The organism is Limnobacter sp. UBA3528 (assembly GCF_002377005.1).
GTDB lineage: Bacteria > Pseudomonadota > Gammaproteobacteria > Burkholderiales > Burkholderiaceae_B > Limnobacter.
The window spans coordinates 66,047-85,645 of the sequence record NZ_DFOZ01000022.1; the positions used below are offsets into that span (position 1 = coordinate 66,047).

At 52.2% G+C, this 19,599-nt stretch carries 20 protein-coding genes; 11 read left to right on the forward strand and 9 right to left on the reverse strand.

Annotated elements, in window-relative coordinates:
- Positions 1 to 15 precede the first annotated feature (15 nt).
- From B4N58_RS06435 to B4N58_RS06445, 3 genes are read right to left on the reverse strand one after another with little or no spacing between them, the layout of a single operon-like run.
- Positions 16 to 291, reverse strand: coding sequence for a polyhydroxyalkanoic acid system family protein (locus tag B4N58_RS06435; RefSeq protein ID WP_008248652.1), 276 nt, complete (start codon positions 289 to 291; stop codon positions 16 to 18).
- Positions 292 to 341: 50 nt separating this feature from the next.
- Complete coding sequence (locus B4N58_RS06440; protein WP_008248654.1) at positions 342 to 1,469, reverse strand: TRAP transporter substrate-binding protein; 1,128 nt, start codon at positions 1,467 to 1,469, stop codon at positions 342 to 344.
- Between the two features lie 2 nt (positions 1,470 to 1,471).
- A complete protein-coding gene (locus B4N58_RS06445) occupies positions 1,472 to 2,158 on the reverse strand; it encodes a LutC/YkgG family protein (protein ID WP_291747159.1) in 687 nt (228 codons plus the stop codon).
- A gap of 167 nt (positions 2,159 to 2,325) precedes the next feature.
- On the opposite strand from B4N58_RS06445, the gene fdxA reads away from it, so the two are divergent.
- The 7 genes from fdxA to B4N58_RS06480 all read left to right on the forward strand — a co-directional run bounded on the left by fdxA (position 2,326) and on the right by B4N58_RS06480 (position 7,649).
- Positions 2,326 to 2,649, forward strand: coding sequence for a ferredoxin FdxA (gene fdxA, locus B4N58_RS06450; RefSeq protein WP_008248660.1), 324 nt, complete (start codon positions 2,326 to 2,328; stop codon positions 2,647 to 2,649).
- 33 nt (positions 2,650 to 2,682) lie between these two features.
- Positions 2,683 to 3,489 (forward strand): ferredoxin--NADP reductase, encoded by an 807-nt coding sequence (locus B4N58_RS06455; protein WP_171099620.1) that lies wholly within the window; start codon positions 2,683 to 2,685, stop codon positions 3,487 to 3,489.
- 116 nt (positions 3,490 to 3,605) lie between these two features.
- Positions 3,606 to 4,841: a polyhydroxyalkanoate depolymerase gene (locus B4N58_RS06460; protein WP_008248663.1), complete on the forward strand. Its 1,236-nt coding sequence runs from the start codon at positions 3,606 to 3,608 to the stop codon at positions 4,839 to 4,841.
- On the forward strand, positions 4,834 to 5,475 hold the full coding sequence (locus tag B4N58_RS06465) for an RnfABCDGE type electron transport complex subunit B (RefSeq protein ID WP_291747165.1): 642 nt from the start codon (positions 4,834 to 4,836) through the stop codon (positions 5,473 to 5,475). The genes B4N58_RS06460 and B4N58_RS06465 overlap by 8 nt, the downstream gene beginning before the upstream one ends.
- Positions 5,472 to 6,104: an endonuclease III gene (nth, locus tag B4N58_RS06470; RefSeq protein WP_008248668.1), complete on the forward strand. Its 633-nt coding sequence runs from the start codon at positions 5,472 to 5,474 to the stop codon at positions 6,102 to 6,104. Before B4N58_RS06465 ends, nth begins: the two co-directional genes overlap by 4 nt.
- On the forward strand, positions 6,101 to 7,207 hold the full coding sequence (locus B4N58_RS06475) for a hypothetical protein (protein WP_291747169.1): 1,107 nt from the start codon (positions 6,101 to 6,103) through the stop codon (positions 7,205 to 7,207). Before nth ends, B4N58_RS06475 begins: the two co-directional genes overlap by 4 nt.
- 7 nt (positions 7,208 to 7,214) lie before the next feature.
- Positions 7,215 to 7,649, forward strand: a complete 435-nt coding sequence (locus B4N58_RS06480; protein WP_008248671.1) for a DUF1841 family protein — start codon at positions 7,215 to 7,217, stop codon at positions 7,647 to 7,649.
- A gap of 94 nt (positions 7,650 to 7,743) precedes the next feature.
- On the opposite strand, the gene B4N58_RS06485 is transcribed toward B4N58_RS06480, so the two are convergent.
- The gene (locus B4N58_RS06485) at positions 7,744 to 8,076 is read right to left on the reverse strand and encodes a c-type cytochrome (RefSeq protein WP_008248674.1); all 333 of its coding nucleotides are present in this window, start codon (positions 8,074 to 8,076) and stop codon (positions 7,744 to 7,746) included.
- A gap of 22 nt (positions 8,077 to 8,098) precedes the next feature.
- Positions 8,099 to 8,419 (reverse strand): c-type cytochrome, encoded by a 321-nt coding sequence (locus tag B4N58_RS06490; protein ID WP_040512392.1) that lies wholly within the window; start codon positions 8,417 to 8,419, stop codon positions 8,099 to 8,101.
- Positions 8,420 to 8,668: 249 nt separating this feature from the next.
- Here B4N58_RS06490 and B4N58_RS06495 point away from each other — a divergent pair, with 249 nt between their 5' ends.
- From B4N58_RS06495 to B4N58_RS06510, 4 genes are all read left to right on the forward strand, one after another.
- Positions 8,669 to 9,511, forward strand: coding sequence for an AAA family ATPase (locus B4N58_RS06495; protein WP_291739489.1), 843 nt, complete (start codon positions 8,669 to 8,671; stop codon positions 9,509 to 9,511).
- Between the two features lie 14 nt (positions 9,512 to 9,525).
- Positions 9,526 to 10,701 (forward strand): vWA domain-containing protein, encoded by a 1,176-nt coding sequence (locus B4N58_RS06500; protein WP_291747177.1) that lies wholly within the window; start codon positions 9,526 to 9,528, stop codon positions 10,699 to 10,701.
- Positions 10,702 to 10,770: 69 nt separating this feature from the next.
- Positions 10,771 to 11,361, forward strand: coding sequence for a glycine zipper 2TM domain-containing protein (locus tag B4N58_RS06505; protein ID WP_105029410.1), 591 nt, complete (start codon positions 10,771 to 10,773; stop codon positions 11,359 to 11,361).
- Between the two features lie 134 nt (positions 11,362 to 11,495).
- Positions 11,496 to 11,957 carry a hypothetical protein gene (locus B4N58_RS06510; RefSeq protein ID WP_291747180.1) on the forward strand — a complete coding sequence of 154 codons (462 nt, stop codon included), beginning with the start codon at positions 11,496 to 11,498 and terminating at the stop codon, positions 11,955 to 11,957.
- 9 nt (positions 11,958 to 11,966) lie between these two features.
- Here B4N58_RS06510 and htpG read toward each other — a convergent pair whose 3' ends face one another.
- From htpG to rnr, 4 genes are all read right to left on the reverse strand, one after another.
- Entirely contained in the window at positions 11,967 to 13,865 is a 1,899-nt protein-coding gene (gene htpG, locus B4N58_RS06515; protein WP_291747182.1) for a molecular chaperone HtpG, read from the reverse strand.
- Positions 13,866 to 13,962: 97 nt separating this feature from the next.
- Positions 13,963 to 16,284, reverse strand: coding sequence for a DNA topoisomerase IV subunit A (parC, locus tag B4N58_RS06520; protein WP_291747186.1), 2,322 nt, complete (start codon positions 16,282 to 16,284; stop codon positions 13,963 to 13,965).
- Between the two features lie 18 nt (positions 16,285 to 16,302).
- The gene (gene rlmB, locus B4N58_RS06525; RefSeq protein ID WP_291747188.1) at positions 16,303 to 17,037 is read right to left on the reverse strand and encodes a 23S rRNA (guanosine(2251)-2'-O)-methyltransferase RlmB; all 735 of its coding nucleotides are present in this window, start codon (positions 17,035 to 17,037) and stop codon (positions 16,303 to 16,305) included.
- A 14-nt stretch (positions 17,038 to 17,051) separates the two neighbouring features.
- Positions 17,052 to 19,568, reverse strand: coding sequence for a ribonuclease R (gene rnr, locus B4N58_RS06530; protein WP_291747191.1), 2,517 nt, complete (start codon positions 19,566 to 19,568; stop codon positions 17,052 to 17,054).
- Positions 19,569 to 19,599 lie beyond the last annotated feature (31 nt).

Consider the following 19,599-nt stretch of genomic DNA (forward strand, 5'->3'; position numbering starts at 1 on the left):
ATCCAATCCACCTTTTCAGGCAAACATCTTGTCGATATTTTTGTCGATTTCGGCCTGAATTTTTCCTTTGAACGCCTTCAGCATAAAACCCAAGGAAATATCGACAGTGACATCTTTGTCGGTTACGTCCAGTTTGCCCTTCACACCCGAACGCGTGAAGTTCAAGGTGTTGCCTTGCCACTGGCTATCCAGCTGGAATTCTTTTTGAAGTTGATCTGCCAGTTTCTGCGCAGTTTGCTTGGCTTCTTCCAGGGTCAAATTGTGTGTTTTGCGGGCGTGAATATCAGACATGTTGGCTCACTCTTGAAGGTGTTATGGCTGCATATTAACCCAGCCTGGGTTTACACGGTAGAGAACCAAAAATCGAAGGCCATTTTAGAAGAAGGTGTCAGGTCATTCTCAAAACCAACCACACGTTTGGCAAAACGCATTTGGGAATCAATGATGCGCTTGAAAATCCGACTGTTGGCTGATTCGCGCGCAATGATTTTGCGCCACGCAGTCAGCTGTGCCTTCAAAATATCATCAGGAGTCACGTAATAGCGAACGCCTTGTTTGCGGCGCATTTCCTCGTAATCAGTTGAAAACCGGTCAGAGGCCTTCCAGCTTAAATCAGCAGAGGAAGCCTGCAAGGCGTATCGAATAATCGAGCGCAACGCAAATGGCAAACTGTCAAAACGCTGCTTGTTGAAGATAACTTCAAATACCTCACTGCTTTGGTGAAAGCTGCGAATCATGCACACCGACGAGACACTTGGAAAGCCCAAAGCACGATCGGAACTGGGGTTGTTGAACTCCGCCGCATCAATCAGGCCTTTGTCCAGCCAGGGCACAATATCGGCGGGCTGCAAGGCGGTGGTGGTCAGGCCAAGTTCCTTGAACACTTCTGCGGCCAAACCTACAGCGCGAAAACGCATTTTGTCGAGGTCTTTGATGCTCTCGATCCGATTCTTGAACCAGCCCAAAGGCTGGGGTGTCAATGGCCCGTACATGAAGCCTTGAATATTCAAGTTCATTTCTTTTTGAACCAGTTCGTCATAGAGCTGTTGACCACCGCCGTACTGAAACCACGCCAGAATCTGGTTCGAGCTCATGCCAAAACTGGGGCCGCTGCCGAACAGGGAAAAGGCAGCGTGGCGATCATGCCAATAAGTTGGAACTCCATGACCACCGTCAAGCTGCCCTTTGTGCACAGCATTCTGAATACCGAAAGCTTTCACAATGCTGTTGGTGGGGTACACATCAATGCGCAACTCGCCGCCCGACATGTCGTTCACCTTCTTTGCGAAATCCTGGGCAAACTCATTGAAAATGTCTTTGGTGGGCCAAGTGCTTTGGAACTTGAATACGACAGGTTTTGCTGTTTTGACCAAGGCAGCAGACTGGGAAGCCACTGGAGTGACCATGGCTCCTGCAGCACCCGCCACCAAGGCCTTTTTTACAAAGCGTCGCCGGGAGTCGTCGCGCATGCTTATTTGCCGACCAAAATTAAATGCACCCTGTATGGACCATGCGCGCCCAGCACAATGGTTTGTTCAATGTCGGCTGTACGTGAAGGGCCAGACACAAAGTTCAATGCACGCGGCATTATCCGACTTTCTTTTCTCAAAAGCTCAAATGCGTCTTCCATGGTGTGTACCACTTGCTCTTCCCGAACAATCGCAATGTGAGTTTCAGGCAGCAAGTGCGTGCTGGCAGGTTCGTCGGTTTTGCTGGCAAAAACCAGGGTTCCGGTTTCCGCCACCGCGCACGCCACAGCGCTGATACCGATCAGATCATCGCCTGTCGGGGCACCCAAACGCGCCTCATGCGGCAACACGGACCAGTCCAACTGATTCAACGACGGCCAAATAGCCACAGTGCCGTTCAATTCATTCTCGGCAAGAAAGGCCGCACAGGCTTGGGCCACCTCCGCAGTCGACTTCACCCGTTGAACAGTGCAAAGCATCGCCCGGGATTTCTCCTCAAACAAAGCCACCACGTTCTCAAACGGGCTTGGTGCAGGTCCTCGGGTTTTCCTGGCCAGATACCCCTTGGCCAGGGTCATCTCGTTCTCGTGCATGGTGACAGGCCGAGACTGGAGGCTGCGAATCCGGCTCAGAATTTCTGAACGAGCCGCGGTGGTATCCAGGTCGTCGTCGTTGAAAGATTGGCTCAAAGTGCACCCTAGGCAGATATTCGTAGTAATCATTATAGAAAAACCACGCCACTGTCGCCCCTAGGGTATGCCCCATGCCAGTTGGTGAATTCGAGCGGAGATTCAGGTGCAATGCGGTCCAATCGATTACAATGTCTCGTTATCTTGTCTAACCAATCATTTTCACCATGACACACGTAGTTACCGAGTCTTGCATCAAGTGCAAATACACCGATTGTGTGGACGTATGCCCAGTCGACTGTTTTCGCGAAGGCCCCAATTTTTTGGTAATCGATCCAGACGAGTGTATCGACTGCGCCGTTTGCATTCCTGAATGCCCCGTCAACGCGATTTATGCCGAGGAAGATGTGCCTGCCGACCAGGTGAAATTCATCGACATGAACGTAGAACTGGCCAAAGATTGGCCAAGCATTACTCGCATGAAGGCGCATCTGCCCGATGCCGATGACTGGAAAGATGTGAAAGACAAGCTGCAATACCTTGAGAAGTAATCGGCTCCAAGGTAGTACCCATCGAGTAGCACCATGAGTGAAGTTGAAGACAAATACACCCGTGAAACAATTACCAGCTTACGAGTCTGGGTACCGGGCAAATTGTTTTCCTTCACTTGTACCCGCCCAACTGGCTTTCGCTTCACCGCGGGCCAATTTGCAAGGCTGGGTGTTGACAACACGCTGCAACTGCCCGCTGAACCAGAAATTATCTGGCGAGCCTATTCCATGGTTTCCGGTCCGTTTGACGAACATCTCGAGTTTTTCTCGATTGTCGTACCCAACGGGGCTTTCACCAGTCACCTAAGCCAGCTGAAGGTGGGCTCTCCCATCTACATCGACAAAACCAACTTCGGCTTTCTCACCACCGCCCGCTTTGAAACCGGCAAAGATCTCTGGTTGTTGGGCTCGGGCACAGGTCTGGCACCGTTTCTCTCGATCCTTCATGACCCTCACACTTGGGAACAGTTTGAAAACATCGTGCTGGTGCACAGTGCCCGCACGGCTGAGGAACTGGTTTACCAAGACATGATCAACGGGTTTGTTGAACATCCCGTGTTTAGCGAATTAATCGAGAACGTCAAAAAACGATTTGTTTACGTACCTGTGGTCACCCGCGAGAAGATACCGAATTGCCTGGATGAACGGATTACCGCACTGCTGGAACAAGGCATCTTGGCCAAACACACAGGCTTACCCATGAATGTTGAACGCAGTCGATTCATGATTTGCGGCAACCCCGAGATGGTTACTGACATACGCAAGGTACTGAAATCAAAAGGCTATTCACCAGCAAGACGAAACACCCCAGGTGAAATCGCGGTTGAAAACTATTGGTGATCGAAGAATCATTCAAACATGTTGCGTTGCAGCAATGTTTGCAAGATAATCGTCAGGAACCTGACACATAATTGTCAAATCAAGACAATCGCCTAATAAAGCCGGAGGCACTTTCAATGCTGTATCAAATGCACGAATTTCAGCGAGCGCTGTTAAACCCCATGACCATCTGGGCAGAAGCAGGTTCTAAGCTATACAGCAATCCATTCAGCCCTTTGGCGCATTTGCCCATGGCACGTCGTATTTCAGCGGGTTTCGAATTGATGTACCGCTTGGGCAAGGAATATGAGAAACCTGAATTCGGAATTACCACAGTCAAGTGCGGCGATCGCGAAGTATCTATTGCTCAGGAAATTGTTGAAACCAAGCCATTTTGCAAACTGATTCATTTCCGCAAAATGATTCCCGCCGAATCCAAACCCTTGAAGCCACAACCCAAGGTATTGGTATTTGCGCCCTTGTCTGGTCATCACTCCACCCTGCTGCGAGACACAGTCAAAACGCTGCTTCAAGACCACGATGTGTACATCACCGATTGGGTTGACGCGCGCATGGTTCCCCTGTCTGAAGGCGAATTCCGCTTGGACGATTATGTGCATTACTGCATCGAATTCATTCAACTTCTGGGTCCCGATGTTCACCTGATCTCAGTGTGCCAACCCACTGTACCGGTGATGGCTGCCGTGTCGCTGATGGCATCCAACAAAGACCCCAAACAGGCCAAAAGCATGACCATGATGGGCGGCCCGATTGACACCCGTGAAAGCCCCACCGAGGTGAACAATCTGGCCACCAAAAAGCCCTACTCCTGGTTTGAAAACAATGTAATTTACAGCGTACCCCACACCTACCCAGGCTACCTGCGCCGCGTGTATCCAGGCTTTTTGCAGCATTTGGGTTTTGTCAGCATGAACCCGGACAAACATGCCCAAAGCCATTACGACTTTTACATGCACCTGGTTGAAGGTGATGGGGAAAGCGCTGAAAGCCACCGCCAATTTTACGACGAATACAATGCCGTGCTTGATATGCCGGCTGAATATTATTTGGACACGATCAAAACCGTGTTTCAAGATCACGCCTTGCCACTTGGCACTTGGGAAGTTCGAGGCCAGCAGGTCAAACCCGAAGACGTAAAAACAGTGGCGCTATTAACCATTGAAGGCGAGTTGGACGATATTTCTGGTCCAGGTCAAACCAAGGCTGCGCTCAAGCTGTGCAAAAACCTGCCTGTGGACAAGAAAGAACATTACGAAGCCATGGAATGCGGACACTATGGTATCTTCAGCGGTCGCCGTTGGCGCGAGAAGGTTTATCCGAAAATCCGCGAATTCATAGCCAAGAATGCATGAGCAACTTGTACATCAAATAGACGATCTACTTCCTCAAACCCAATGCACTCAATGTGGGTTTGAGGGCTGCTTACCCTACGCCAAGGCCTTGGCGAGCGGTGAGGCCGATTTAAACCGGTGCCCCCCCGGCGGCGAGAGTACAATCGTCGCGTTGGCTGCCCTGTTGAATCTTCCAGAAAAACCAGTTGACCCCAGCTGCGGCACTACCATTGAGCGTCACATCGCCAGCATTCACCCTCAACATTGCATCGGCTGCACTTTGTGCATCAAGGCGTGCCCTGTTGACGCAATCGTGGGAAGTAGCAAACGCAGGCATGCCGTGCTGGCCGAGCTTTGCACGGGCTGCGAGCTGTGCATTCCGCCTTGTCCCGTCGACTGCATCGATATGGTGTTCATGCCTGAATTCAGCGCTTGGGATCAAACCCAGGCGCATGCTGCCCGTACTCGCATGCAAACTCGCGAAATACGCTTAGAACGGCAAAAAGAAGAACAGGCAGAAAGACTCGAAGCCAAAGCAATTCACAAACTCGACGAGCTAGACGACACTCCCAGCCCCGAGGCAGCAGCCAAAAAAGCGGTGGTACAAGCCGCACTGGCCAGGGCGCGGGCACGGCGGCAGGCACAAACACCATGAACAAAGAAAAGCGTACCGAGATTTTCAAACGGTTTCAGCAGGCCAATCCCGAACCAAAAACCGAGCTGGAGTATTCAACGCCGTTTGAACTGCTGGCTGCAGTGTTGCTGAGCGCACAGGCCACCGACAAAGGCGTGAATATCGCCACGCGGAAACTGTTCGCTGTCGCAAATACACCAGCATCCATCGCGGCGCTTGGTGTAGCCGGGGTAGAGGGTTACATCAAAACCATTGGTCTTTTCCGATCCAAAGCCAAGCACCTTGTGCAAACTGCCGAAATTTTGCGGGACCAGCACAATGGCGAGGTTCCGGCTGACCGGGAAGCACTTGAAAGCCTTCCGGGCGTTGGTCGCAAAACAGCAAACGTGGTATTGAACACCGCATTTGGACAGCCCACCATGGCTGTCGATACGCATATTTTCCGGATTAGTAACCGCACAGGTATAGCCCCTGGAAAAGACGTACTGGAAGTTGAAAAACGATTGTTGAAGCTGGTGCCCCAAGAGTTTATGTTAAACGCCCACCATTGGCTGATTTTGCATGGTCGCTATGTGTGCAAAGCACGCAAACCCGAATGCACTCGTTGTAGTATCGTGGACTTGTGCGAATTCAAAAAGAAAACAACATGACCCACGCTATTTGCGTTCAGGTGTTCAGTGATGCCAGTCTTGAAGACGCGAGTACGCTGATTGAAAGTGCTGTCGAAAAAGCTGGACTTCGCCGCCACTCCGACTACATCAGCCGGGTCATTTTGTTGTGCACTCCCCATTTCGCGCCGCTTTTGCAGGACCTGGCACAGATGTGTGTCAGCAAAACCAACTGTATGAATGTGTGGGGAGGTTGTGCCTCTGGCCTGTTGGGCCAGGGCCAGGTGTACAGCAACGAGCCCACAATATTGGTCGCTGTGTTTGGCAAAGAATTTGAAATGCCGCAAGACAATATTCCTGCGAGGCACACTGCGCTGAAGCTGTGCATGGTGGAGCACGAGCAAGTACTGACCGACCATTGGGTAGTGGCCGAGAGCGAACCCGACTCAAGCGTGGTGCAGGCCGACACACTGGGCTTGTTGTCGTATGGTGCAAATTACGCAAAAATGCCACGCGTTGAGCACGGTCGCATTTGCGGTGAAGCTATTTGTGCAACCCAGCTGCTGGTGCAAACTCCCGTGATTCTCAACTCTGAGGGACTCACATTTCTAGGACCCTATCAAACAGTGACCGAAAGCAACGGCCTGTTCCTGATTCGCGTAGGCCATGAAAAAGCGGCCACAGCACTTCAATGCCCGGGCGAGCAACCGCGCCCGGTGGGCATGCGTTTGCAGGTGGTGCACGACAAAGGCGAAAGCTGGATACCCGTGATGGAAATTCATGCCGATGGTACCCTAGGGCTGGCTGCGCCGGTCCTCAAAGGGCAAAAGGTTCGACTGGCCCACCGCACCCCCAAGGCCATCGACAGGGAAATTCACGATTGGATGCCCGCGGTGACGGCTCATTTCAGTGCCAAGGCGCCTGACGTGGGAATCCTTTTCGCGGGTTTCGAACGCAGCCAAATGTGCCATGCCGACGACAATGACATCGCCACTGTGTTGTCCAGTTTTCCCGACACTGAATGGATTGGCGTATTTGGTCAAGCAGCTTGGTTAAACCAAGGCGACACCGTGGTAACGCCACCCAGAAATAACAGACTGAGTCTGTGCCTGTTCAACAGCCCACAGATGGAATACACGAGGTAACTTTTTCATGTTCAACCCAACACGCGACCAGGCAAGGCTGTTCTTTTTGAACAGCTGGAAAAAATACCACAAGGAAGAACCACTCAGTGAAGCGGAAAGCCTTGCACTGCAATGGATGACCAAGCACCCGGAGTATTTTGAAGTTTTTGATGCTGAACCAGAATCGATTCTTGCAGCCGATTTCTCAGTAGAAGCGGGCCAAAGCAATCCGTTTCTGCACCTGTCCATGCACTTGGCCGTGGCTGAACAGGTGAGCATCGACCAGCCACCCGGCATTCGGGCAGCTTTCTCCAAACTGTGTGAAAAAATGGGCGATGACCACAAAGCCGCTCACCAGGTTTTTGAATGTTTGGCTGAGCAAATTTACCAGCAACAGAAAAACGGGGTTGCATTCAGCAGCGAAAATTACATTCAATGCATTTTGGAACACAGCGGGGTTTGATCCACTCCCATTCGTCGTAAAAAAACCCGCTTCAGCAACATGGCTTCAAGCGGGTTTTTTCATTAAGCCCAGTCCATTCAGACTGGCAAGCAATTTACTTCTTCAGGTACAAATCGCCTTCAAGCGAGGCAAAGAATGCTGACAAATCCTTGATGTCTTGCTGGCTCAAGCCTGCAGCCATGCCAGCCATAATGGCATTGTTGCGGCCACCTTTCTGATACTGCTTCAAAGTATTGGCGATGTAGTCAGCATGTTGACCTGCCAGCTTGGGGTAAGAAGGATCCATGGTTTTGTTCCAGTTGCCTTCTACAGCATGGCAGGCAGCACACTGAGCTTCAGCCTTGGCCTTACCTGCTGCAATATCAGCAGCCTGAACAGAGAATGACGCGGCAAACAAGGCTGCGGCGATAGCGAATTTAGTTTTCATATTGAGTTGTCCTTGTTGCAAATCACTTGGCTTGTGCGTAGTACGCGGCCAGGTCAGCGATGTCCTGTTCGGTCAGCGTTTCAGCGATACCGCGCATGGTGGGGTGCTTGCGATCGCCTTTCTTGTAGGCATTTAGCGCTGCCTCAATGTACTTGGCGTTCTGGCCCGCGATATAAGGCACGTTGTACACCTCGGGGAAGCTGGCCTTGTAACCGGGAATACCATGGCAGCCAATGCACATGGACTTCTTCGATGCCGCTGCCTCGGCGTTGCCTTCAACAGCCATTGCGGGGTTAGAAAAAGCCACCGCAGCCAACAGGCCGGTTGCGCTGATTGCGCTCATTGCGCGCATTGCGCGAACAGTCAAACCGATACGTTTCATCTCGCTCTCTCGTCAACAAATGTAATTGGTGGTCAGCCGCGCCGTTTTGTGTAGAGGGTGGCGCTGGGCAAAAACCTTGCTATTTTACGGTTGATCTGCCGCTTAGTCTATGAACTGCTGGTCGAAAGCGCCAAATTGGATGAAAAATTCAGCAAATTCGCCCTGAAAAGCACTTACACTTGCGATATTGAATTACAAGGAATTACAAAAATGCGTTTTGAAGGTAGCAAAACCTACGTCGCCACTGACGATCTTAAACTTGCCGTCAATGCAGCCATTACCCTGCAACGCCCCTTGCTGATCAAAGGCGAACCCGGCACCGGCAAAACACTGCTGGCTGAAGAAGTGGCTGCATCCCTCGGCCTTGAGTTAATGCAGTGGCACATCAAATCGACCACCAAGGCCCAACAAGGCCTTTACGAGTACGACGCGGTGAGCCGCCTGCGCGATTCGCAGTTGGGTGAAGCGCGTGTCAAAGACATCGCAAACTACATTGTGAAAGGCGTGCTGTGGCAAGCGTTCGAGGCCGACAAGCCAGTTGTGCTGCTGATCGATGAAATCGACAAAGCCGACATTGAGTTCCCGAATGACTTGCTGCGTGAAATTGATCGCATGGAGTTTTACTGCTACGAAACCAAGCAGCTGATCAAGGCCAAGCACCGCCCGATCGTCATCATCACCTCCAACAACGAGAAAGAGTTGCCCGATGCCTTCCTGCGTCGCTGCTTTTTTCACTACATTCAGTTTCCTGACAAAGCCACCATGGAAAGCATTGTGGCTGTGCACTTCAAGAACTTGAAAAAAGAATTGCTGGATGCTGCCATGGCCAGTTTTTTTGGCATTCGCGCCCTGCCCGGCTTGAAGAAAAAACCGACCACATCGGAGTTGATCGATTGGCTACGCCTGCTGCTGGCTGAAGACATTCCAGCCAGTGCACTGCAAGCGAAAGACGGAAAAGACGCCATTCCACCCATGCACGGGGCGTTGCTGAAAAACGAGCAAGACATTGAACTGTTCAACCGCTTGGTGTTCATGGCCCGTCAGGGTCGCTGATAAAGGCTTTTGCTGTGCTACTGGATTTTTTCTTTCAACTTCGCGATGCCAAAATTCCCGTCACCGTGCGGGAATACCTCACCCTGCTTGAGGGGATGAAGGCGCAATTCATGACCCCAAGCCTGGACAATTTTTACCATCTGTCCCGCCTTACGCTGGTGAAGGATGAACGGTTCTTTGACCGGTTCGACCAGGTATTCGGCAGCTACTTCAAAGGGCTGGAAAAGAACATGGACCTGTTCGCCCAGCTGCCGAAAGACTGGCTGGAAAAGCGATTCAACCGCGAATTCACGCCTGAAGAAATGGCGGCCATTGAAGCCATGGGCGGGTTGGACAAGCTGATGGAACGCTTGAAGGAACTGCTGAAAGAACAAAAAGAACGCCACGAAGGTGGCAGCAAATGGATTGGCTCGGGCGGTACCTCCCCGTTTGGCAACAACGGATACAACCCGGAAGGCGTGCGCATTGGACAAGATGAAAGCAGAAACCGCCGCGCGGTGAAGGTTTGGGACCAACGCCTTTACCAGGATTACGACGACGAACTGGAAATTGGCACACGCAATATCAAGATTGCCCTGCGCCGCCTGCGCCGGTTTGCTCGTGAGGGGGCGCAGGAAGAACTGGATTTGGACAACACCATTGAATCCACGGCGCGCAATGCGGGCTGGCTGGATTTGAAAATGCGTCCGGAACGCCACAATTCAGTGAAGGTGTTGATGCTGCTGGATGTGGGTGGTTCCATGGATGATCACATTCGCCGCACGGAAGAATTGTTCAGTGCCGCGAAAAGTGAATTCAAGCATTTGGAATTTTATTACTTCCACAATTGCGTCTACGATTTCTTGTGGAAAAAAAACCACCGTCGCCACAGCGAGCGGTTTCAGACCACAGACATACTGCGCACCTACAACGGCGACTACCGTTTGATCTTTGTGGGAGACGCCACGATGAGCCCCTACGAAATTCTACAGCCCGGTGGTTCGGTCGAGTACAATAACAAGGAAGCTGGCGCAGTGTGGTTGCGTCGTTTTCTTGATCGTTTTCCGAAAGCCGTCTGGCTGAATCCGGAACCCGAAGGGCTATGGCAATATCGCCAAAGCGTTGAAATCATTCAAAATATCATGGAACACCGCATGCACCCCCTCACGGTCGGTGGGCTTGAAACTGCAATGCGATACCTTAGTAAGTAATCCTTGTATTCCTTTTTCTGACCCTCCCCGTTATTAGCAACACAAACACATTTCGTGTGGAGAAAGAAAATGGAAACCAAACGTACCCATCCCCTGATTATTACTGCCGCTGTTGCCGTTATTTTGGCCAGTGGCATTGCAATTGCATCCATGACTGGCCTGCTGCCAAGCAGCAACGCCAATATGAGCGACCAGGAAATCGCCCAATTGGAAGAAGAAGCACGACTGGAAGAAGAAGCTAAAGCCAAGGAAGAAGCCGCTGCGAAGAAAGCAGCTTCAAAGCCTGTCGCTTCCAAGCCCGCACCAGTGCAAACAGCCGCAACTTGTAACACTTGTGGCCGCGTTGTGGAAATTCGCCAGCGCACCATTCAAGGTGAAGGCTCCGGCATCGGCGCAGTGGCTGGTGGCGTGGTAGGCGGCCTGCTGGGCAACCAGATTGGCGGCGGTAGCGGCAAGAAGGTGGCCACCGCAGCCGGCGTGGTGGGTGGTGCCGTGCTTGGTAATAAAATTGAAAAGGACCGTAACTCCAGCACCCAGTATGATGTGGTGGTTCAATATGACGCTGGCGGTTCCGACGTGTTCAGTTTCAGCAGCCCACCCAGCTGGCAATCTGGCGACCGCGTGAAAGTTGTGAACGGTCAGATCACCTCTAGCCTGTAAACCCGCTCATCTGTTTACAGGATTTGTTTGGTCACCCAGCAATGGGTGGCCTTTTTCATTTGAATGGCCGGTTGTGGAACCAGTTGAAATTGTGGGGCACTCAATTCAAATTTCCTTTTGAATGGAATCTCCACATGACAGCATTGAATGACCCCGATTTGATCAAGGCATTAGCCGCCTGGGTGGGACAACTGAAAAGCCCCTATCATGAGGACAAACAAGTGAACAAATATCCCGTGAAGCTGATGTCAAGCTCTCCAAACGCTTGGCTTGAAATCAAGCAAATTGACCAAGGCATGATGGAAATAACCTGTATTCACAGGGTAATGGAGCAAGACGAGCACAGTGACCTGGAAGGCATACGCAAAGAATGTAGTCAGTTCAATGCCTTGATGGAGCGCGTTCGGCTTCCCGCTTATATGTGGGAGGACAGCAACAAGGCCGAATTTCAGCTACGGTGGCAAGAAACATTGGTAACCCAAGCCGACCTAAAGTATGTGCAACGATTTTTTGAACAATCACTTTACCTGGCCAACGCCTTGCAAAGCAGGCTGGGCTGGGCACTGAACAGTCAGCCCCAGCCACTTAGTCACTGAACACGCCAATCAGGCCTTAACCGTCAACAACAACATGTTCAAGCGGCGAACAAACCCGGCAGGGTCTTCAAGCTGACCACCCTCGGCCAACACCGCTTGATCAAACAACACATTCACCCACTCGTCAAAGTGATCTTTCTCGATCTTCAAACGCTGAATGAACGGATGCTCGGGGTTTAGCTCCAGAATCGGCTTGGTGTCGGGTGCATTCTGGCCTGCCTGCTTTAGCATGCGCTTCAAATGCTCGCTCATGCCCGCCTCATCAGCCACGATACACGCAGGGCTGTCGGTCAATCGCAAAGTGACACGGGCTTCTTTAATGCGATCCTTCAACAAGTCTTCGACCTTCTTCAGTACATCCTTGAACTCGTCTTCAACCTTCTTCTTGGTTTCCTTGTCTTTTTCATCCTCAAGGGCACCCAGGTCCAAACCACCCTTGGCACAGCTCTGCAATTCCTTGCCGTCAAACTCTTGGAGGTAGGACAGCATCCACTCGTCCACACGGTCACTGAGCAATAACACCTCCACACCCTTCTTCTTGAATACTTCGAGGTGTGGGCTGTACTTGGCTGCGGCGTAGGTATCAGCGGTCACGTAGTAAATCTTTTCCTGACCCTCTTTCATGCGGCCTACGTAGTCAGCCAGTGAAACGGTTTGCGCCTCACCCTCGCTTTGGGTAGTCGCAAAGCGCAGTAATTTGGCAATGCGCTCTTTGTTCGCCGGGTCGTCGCCCATGCCCTCTTTCAGCACCTGGCCAAACTCTTTCCAGAAACTGGCGTATTTCTCGGTTTCATTAGCTGCCATGTCTTCCAGCAAGCCCAACACCTTCTTCACAGAGCCTTCACGAATGGCTTTCACATCACGGCTTTCCTGCAGAATTTCGCGCGACACGTTCAAAGGCAAATCTGAGGAATCGATCACGCCTTTCACAAAGCGCATGTAGGGGGGCATCAACTGTTCCGCGTCGTCCATGATGAATACACGCTTTACATACAGCTTGATACCCTTCTGCTGGTTCCGGTCCCACAAGTCATAAGGGGCTTTGGCGGGGATGTACAACAAAGAAGTGTATTCAGAACGGCCACCTTCCACACGGTTGTGGGTGTAAGCAAGGGGGTCGGCAAAGTCAAAACTGATGGTTTTGTAAAACTCGTTGTACTGTTCAGCGGTAATGTCGCTTTTTGAACGTGCCCACAAGGCATTGGCCTTGTTCACATTTTCCCACTCGCCAGTGGCTTTCATGCCACCCGCTTCCTCGTCCCATTCTTCTTTCAACATTTGAATGGGCAGCGAAATATGGTCGGAATACTTGGTCAAAATGCTCTTCAACTTCCAGCCGGAAAGCAGCTCGTCTTCATCGGCCTTCAAGTGAAGAATAATTTGCGTGCCGCGGTCTGCTTTCTCTATGGCTTCCACGCTGAATTCGCCATCGCCTTTGGATTCCCATTCCACACCCTCGCCAGCGGGCAAACCCGCTTTGCGCGAGCGCACTGTCACCTTGTCGGCCACAATGAAGGCCGAATAGAACCCAACGCCAAACTGACCAATCAAAGCAGCGTCCTTTTGCTGGTCACCGCTTAATTTACCGAAAAATTCTTTGGTACCACTTTTTGCAATAGTGCCAAGATGTTCAATCGCGTCATCGCGGCTAAGACCGATGCCATTGTCTTCAATCGTGATGGTGCGTGCGTCTTTGTCAAAGCTCACACGAATTTTCAATTCACTGTCGTTCTCGAAAAGACCGGCATTGTTGATGGCTTCAAAGCGCAGTTTGTCGCAAGCATCCGAGGCATTGGACACCAGCTCGCGAAGAAAAATTTCCTTGTTGGAATACAGGGAATGAATCATCAAATGCAGAAGTTGCTTCACTTCCGTTTGAAAACCCATTGTTTCCTTCATTGCACCCATGTTATTGCTCCCTTCATCTTCTTGGTTTGGATGTCGGAGATGTGGGGACAAAGTTCAGGATTTCAAGACGAGAAAAAAGGCCCCAAAGGACCTTTTTTTAACTGAACTTGCGCAAGCTATCTGCCTTGAACTTGATATCCAGTTCCTTGCCTTTTCGACCACGTTTGCCAAGGCGCTCAGCCAATAAGGCGGGTTTCAGAACTTCCTCGCGATCTTTACCTCCCCGGCCTGTACCAGCTACCACCAGGCTGTCTGCGGGCCCGAAGGCAACGGCAGCCACCAGCGTGTCTTTGTCATCAAGCGGCAACAACTGCACGCCGCGCCCGCCGCCAGAAAGCTGTTTTAGCTCGTCCAGCATGAACACATGAAAACGCCCAGACTCAGAAAGCACCGCGACACGGTCGTCTGTGGGCTGCAGCAGCGCTGGTGACAACAACTTTTCACCAGGATTAAGACTGATGAACTGCTTGCCCGCCTTCATGCGGCTTTCCATGTTGCCAGCAGTGGCCAAAAAGCCGTAGGCGGCGCTGCATGCCAGAAACACGGGTTGTGTGGCCGGTGCGGCCAAGGCGTGACTCAGCGAACCCCCATTCAGCTCGACCAGGCTTTGGGCAGGAATGCCATCACCCCTGCCGCCAGGCCATGCCGCAACCGGCACACTGAACACTTTGCCCAGCGCATTGCCAGCGCCAAACAAGTAGGTATTGTCGGTGGTTTTGCATTCAAAAGCCGCATACAAAGCATCCCCAACCTTGAAGCCGAATTGCGCGGCATCATGACCGTGGCCCTGCCGGTTTCGAATCCAGAACTTCTGCGAGACAATCACGGTGGTAGGCTCTTCAACCACTTTCACTTCCACACTGGCCTTCTCGGCTTCCTCAATCAGCGTGCGGCGATCATCGCCGTAGGTGTCGGTGTCTTTGCGAATTTCGCCAATAATCCGGGTTTTCAGTTTGCCTTCATCGGCCAGCAAGGCTTCCAGGTCTGCCTTTTCCTCGGCCAGCTTGGCCAGTTCTTGTTCAATCTTGATTTTTTCAAGACGTGCCAACTGGCGCAGTCGAATTTCAAGAATGTCTTCGGCTTGCCGGTCGCTCAGCTTGAAGGCCTCGATCAGCGCAGGCTTGGGTTCATCGCTTTCGCGAATTACCTTGATCACTTCATCAATGTTCAGCCAGGCAATCAGGCGTCCTTCCAGCACGTGAATGCGGTCGTTCACCTGCGCCAGACGGTGTTGGCTGCGGCGGGTTACGCACACTTTGCGAAACTCGATCCAGTCCAGCAGCATGTCAATCAAACCACGCTGGCCGGGGCGGCCTGCATTGTCGATACTCACAAGGTTAATCGATGTGTTTGTTTCAAGGCTGGTGTGGCTAAGCAGCAGATTTGAGAACTCTTCCACCGACACATTGCGGCTTTTGGGCTCGAACACCAATCGCACCGCATTTTCCTTGCCCGATTCATCGCGCACAGCATCCAGCATGGCCAACACTTGCGCCTTCAGGTTTTGCTGCTCGGTGCTCAAACCCTTCTTGCCAGTCTTTACCTTGGGGTTGGTCAGCTCTTCAATCTCTTCAAGCACCTTGGCAGTACTGGTATTGGGTGGCAATTCCTTCACCACCAGTTGCCACTGGCCACGGGCCATTTCTTCAATGTCCCAACGAGCGCGCACCTTGATGGAGCCACGCCCACCGGCATAAATTTCTTTCATCGCGCTCGCTGGCGAAATAATTTGCGCGCCACCCGGGAAATCGGGCGCCGGCAAATGACCCATGATGGTGTCCAGGTCAGCATTCGGGTGCTTGATCAAATGAATCGTGGCCGCTGCCACTTCCCGAATATTGTGGGGAGGAATGTCGGTGGCCATGCCCACTGCAATACCGGAAGCACCATTCAGCAATACAAAAGGCAGGCGCGCCGGCAGCAGTTTGGGTTCCTGAAAGCTGCCATCGTAGTTCGGAATGAAGTCGACGGTACCCATGTCCACTTCATCCAGCAGCAGCTTGGCAATCGGGGTTAAGCGGGCCTCGGTGTATCGCATAGCGGCAGCACCGTCGCCGTCGCGGCTACCAAAGTTGCCTTGGCCATCAATAAGCGGATAACGCAGGGTGAAGTTCTGCGCCATGCGCACCAGTGCATCGTAAGCAGCCTGGTCGCCATGTGGGTGATATTTACCCAACACATCACCCACCACACGGGCAGATTTCACGGGCTTGGCATTGTTGCCCAGGCCCATTTCATTCATGGCGTACAAAATTCGCCGTTGTACTGGTTTTTGACCATCGGCGCACTCGGGCAGGGCCCTGCCCTTCACCACAGAAATGGCGTAATCCAGGTAAGCGCGCTCAGCATACAGGCCAAGGGTAATCGTTTCAGAATCGTCGCCAGAAGGTGGCGTTGCATCGAGGGTGAGTTGTTCCATGCGGTGCTTCGAGGTTTCTTATTTTGAGAATTGACGTTGACGAATGGTTTCAAACAGACACACTGAACTGGCCACGGACACGTTCAGGCTTTCAACACTGCCGATCATCGGGATTTGTACCAGTTGATCGCATTTTTCGCGGGTCAGGCGGCGCATACCGTCGCCTTCGGCGCCCAGCACCCAAGCGATAGGGCCATTCAAATCAGCGTCATACAGGGTATCTGTGGCTTCGCCTGCCGTGCCAATACACCACACGCCGGCATCTTGAATTTCTTCCAGCGTACGGGCGAGGTTGGTTACAGTGATCACAGGGATTGTTTCAGCGGCGCCACAGGCCACCTTGGACACCACTGGGGTAATGCCCACCGATTTGTCTTTTGGCAGCACCACGGCGTGCACACCGGCTGCATCGGCACTCCGCAGGCATGCGCCCAAGTTGTGGGGATCGGTCACACCATCCAGTACCAACAGCAAGGTGTTCTTGCCGTGGGTATCTATGATTTCAAACAGATCGTTGCTTTTCACCAATTCCTTGGCAAAGGCCACCACGCCTTGATGTTGTTTGTGCCCTGCTGCCTTTTCCAAACGATCAGAATCGGCTGCACTTACTTTCACGCCAGCCGCTTTCACCTTGTCGATGAACTGCTGCATGCGTTTGTCTTTGCGGTGTTGGTCTACCAACACCTCTTCCACGCTGGCCGGGGCTGTTTTAACCCGGGCCGACACGGCATGAAAACCATACAAAATGGCCAATTGAGTCGCTCCGCTTATCTAGGTTTTTTCGCTGCAGTGCGCATTTTAGACCCTGTGGCGGGTTTGGTACGGCTGACACGCTTGGCTTTCTGAATTTCTTCCTTGCGTTTTTTCTCGGCGGCCGCCTTGCTGCGTGATTCATCCGCAGCCCGCTTCTTGTTCACACCGCGTGTCGCTGTGTTTTCTTCCGGCGGCAGTGCCGGCGCCGTTTTACCCGCGTCTTGCACTGCCTGTTGCAACTGGGCTGTGTTGGTGCGGCGGCCTTGCTGGCGCTGGGGTCGATTGCCTTGCTTGCCATTCGGTTTGGCCAAACCAGGGTCGCGCATGAGGCTTTCAAACTTCACGCCTTGCACCAGGCGGAATTCTATTCGGCGGGCATCCAGGTCAACCCTGGACACTTGCACATTGATCGGATCGGTCAGGCGGTAGCGGATTCCACTACGCTCACCCCGCAATTCATGCAGGCTGTCGCTGTACTGAAAGTATTCCGTTCCCAGTTCTGACACATGCACCAAGCCTTCCACATACAAGGCATCAAGGGTAATGAACAAACCAAAGCTGGTTACGCCCGAGACATGGCCCTGGAAGGTGTCGCCCACGCGCTCTTTCATGAAGAAGCACTTCAGCCAGGACATCACATCACGAGAAGCCTCATCGGCACGACGCTCGGTGGACGAAAACCAGTTACCGGATTGATCCCAACGCGCAATTTCCTCAGCCTTGTCGACACGACGCTTCGGGTCGAAATCTTCGAACTCACGCTCATCGAGTGGCAAGGGTACGTAGCGCTTGCCAGCCAACAGGGCCTTGATGCTTCGATGAACCATCAAGTCTGGATAACGACGAATCGGCGACGTAAAGTGCGCGTAGGCTGGATACGCCAAGCCAAAGTGACCGCTGTTGTGCGGCGTGTAAATCGCCTGCTGCATTGAGCGCAGCATCATCGTTTGAAGCAAGGCCTGATCAGGACGCCCCTGAATTTTTTTCATCAGGTTTGCGTAATCCATGCTGGTGGGGTCGTCCCCACCATCCAGTGTCAAGCCAACTGAGCGCAAAAATGCGCGCAAGTTTTGCAGCTTCTCAACTGTTGGTCCCTCGTGCACACGGTACAAACTGGGGTGTTTGCTACGCTCCAGAAAATCGGCAGCGCACACGTTGGCGGCCAACATGCATTCTTCAATCAAACGGTGTGCGTCGTTGCGGCGTTTGGGCACAATTTTGTCGATTTTGCCATCGGGGTCCAGCATTACCTGGGTTTCAACGGTGTCAATTTCCATGGCACCGCGGCGCTGGCGCGACTCAAACAAGACCTTGAACAGTGTGTACAGATTTTCGACGTCGCCATACACATGCCCCATCGCTTTGGCGGTCAGGCTTTGTGAATCGGTCAATGCGTCCCAAACCTGGTTGTATGTCAGGCGGGCTGCAGAATGGATCACTGCGTTGTAAAACTGGTAGGCCTTGATCGCACCCTTGGGCCCAATGATCATGTCACAAACTAAAACCAAGCGGTCGACGCCTGGGTTTAGTGAACACAAGCCGTTGGACAATTTCTCGGGCAACATCGGAATAACCCGACGCGGAAAATACACCGACGTGCCACGCTTGGTGGCCTCTTGGTCGATGGGTGTACCGGGCAACACATAGTGGCTTACATCGGCAATGGCCACCAGCAAACGCCAGCCACCTTTGGTGTCGTTTGATGGCGTACAGTACACCGCATCATCAAAGTCACGGGCATCTTCACCATCGATGGTTACAAAAGGGACATCGCGCAAGTCTACGCGGCCTTTCAGGTCTTTGTACTCCACTTCGTTGGGAATACTTTCGGCCTGATTCATCGTGAGTAAATTGAATTCATGTGGCACATCGAATTTACGCACTGCAATTTCGATTTCCATGCCTGGGTCATCCAGCTCGCCTAAAACCTCGGCCACTTTGCCGATTGGCTGAGAATGACGCGTGGGCTGCTCGATGATTTCGACCGTCACCACTTTGCCCGGCGTGGCATTGCCCACGTCTTTCGGCGACACGAGAATATCGTGTTTAATGCGCTGGTCTTCGGGAATTACCAGCAAAATGCCACGTTCAGAAACCAGTCGCCCTACCAAACGGTTGGTTTTGCGCTCGGTCACCTCAACAATCGTGCCTTCAGGTTTGCCACGGTGGTCCGTGCCGGTAATTCGCACCAGCACTCGGTCACCATGCAATACCTTTTGCATTTCGCGCGGAGAAAGGAAGGCATCGGGCCCGCGATCGTCGCGAACCAGAAAACCGAAACCGTCACGGTGACCCGCCACACGGCCTGCCACAAAATCAAGTTTGGTAGAAAGCAACAACATGCCCTTTCGGTTGGGCATTAATTGACCATCACGCTCCATGGCGTTCAGTCGTTTTTCAATAATGGGGATTTGATCTTCAGTGAGTTTAAGGTGCTCAAAAACCTGTTCGCGGGTTAAGGGGGCTTGCGCTTGGCGCAGTACAGCCAGGATGTCTTCACGACTTGGAATTTTTATTTCTGTTTTATGCATTGACAAATTTATTTATTTCATTAGAATTCAC

What these genes read in the sequence shown, in the direction of transcription:
- B4N58_RS06435 (WP_008248652.1), bottom strand. Translation starts at nt 291, where the DNA reads ATGTCTGATATTCACGCCCGCAAAACACACAATTTGACCCTGGAAGAA.
- B4N58_RS06440 (WP_008248654.1), bottom strand. Translation starts at nt 1,469, where the DNA reads ATGCGCGACGACTCCCGGCGACGCTTTGTAAAAAAGGCCTTGGTGGCG.
- fdxA (WP_008248660.1), top strand. Translation starts at nt 2,326, where the DNA reads ATGACACACGTAGTTACCGAGTCTTGCATCAAGTGCAAATACACCGAT.
- B4N58_RS06455 (WP_171099620.1), top strand. Translation starts at nt 2,683, where the DNA reads ATGAGTGAAGTTGAAGACAAATACACCCGTGAAACAATTACCAGCTTA.
- B4N58_RS06460 (WP_008248663.1), top strand. Translation starts at nt 3,606, where the DNA reads ATGCTGTATCAAATGCACGAATTTCAGCGAGCGCTGTTAAACCCCATG.
- B4N58_RS06465 (WP_291747165.1), top strand. Translation starts at nt 4,834, where the DNA reads ATGCATGAGCAACTTGTACATCAAATAGACGATCTACTTCCTCAAACC.
- nth (WP_008248668.1), top strand. Translation starts at nt 5,472, where the DNA reads ATGAACAAAGAAAAGCGTACCGAGATTTTCAAACGGTTTCAGCAGGCC.
- B4N58_RS06475 (WP_291747169.1), top strand. Translation starts at nt 6,101, where the DNA reads ATGACCCACGCTATTTGCGTTCAGGTGTTCAGTGATGCCAGTCTTGAA.
- B4N58_RS06480 (WP_008248671.1), top strand. Translation starts at nt 7,215, where the DNA reads ATGTTCAACCCAACACGCGACCAGGCAAGGCTGTTCTTTTTGAACAGC.
- B4N58_RS06485 (WP_008248674.1), bottom strand. Translation starts at nt 8,076, where the DNA reads ATGAAAACTAAATTCGCTATCGCCGCAGCCTTGTTTGCCGCGTCATTC.
- B4N58_RS06490 (WP_040512392.1), bottom strand. Translation starts at nt 8,419, where the DNA reads ATGAGCGCAATCAGCGCAACCGGCCTGTTGGCTGCGGTGGCTTTTTCT.
- B4N58_RS06495 (WP_291739489.1), top strand. Translation starts at nt 8,669, where the DNA reads ATGCGTTTTGAAGGTAGCAAAACCTACGTCGCCACTGACGATCTTAAA.
- B4N58_RS06505 (WP_105029410.1), top strand. Translation starts at nt 10,771, where the DNA reads ATGGAAACCAAACGTACCCATCCCCTGATTATTACTGCCGCTGTTGCC.
- B4N58_RS06510 (WP_291747180.1), top strand. Translation starts at nt 11,496, where the DNA reads ATGACAGCATTGAATGACCCCGATTTGATCAAGGCATTAGCCGCCTGG.
- htpG (WP_291747182.1), bottom strand. Translation starts at nt 13,865, where the DNA reads ATGGGTGCAATGAAGGAAACAATGGGTTTTCAAACGGAAGTGAAGCAA.
- parC (WP_291747186.1), bottom strand. Translation starts at nt 16,284, where the DNA reads ATGGAACAACTCACCCTCGATGCAACGCCACCTTCTGGCGACGATTCT.
- rnr (WP_291747191.1), bottom strand. Translation starts at nt 19,568, where the DNA reads ATGCATAAAACAGAAATAAAAATTCCAAGTCGTGAAGACATCCTGGCT.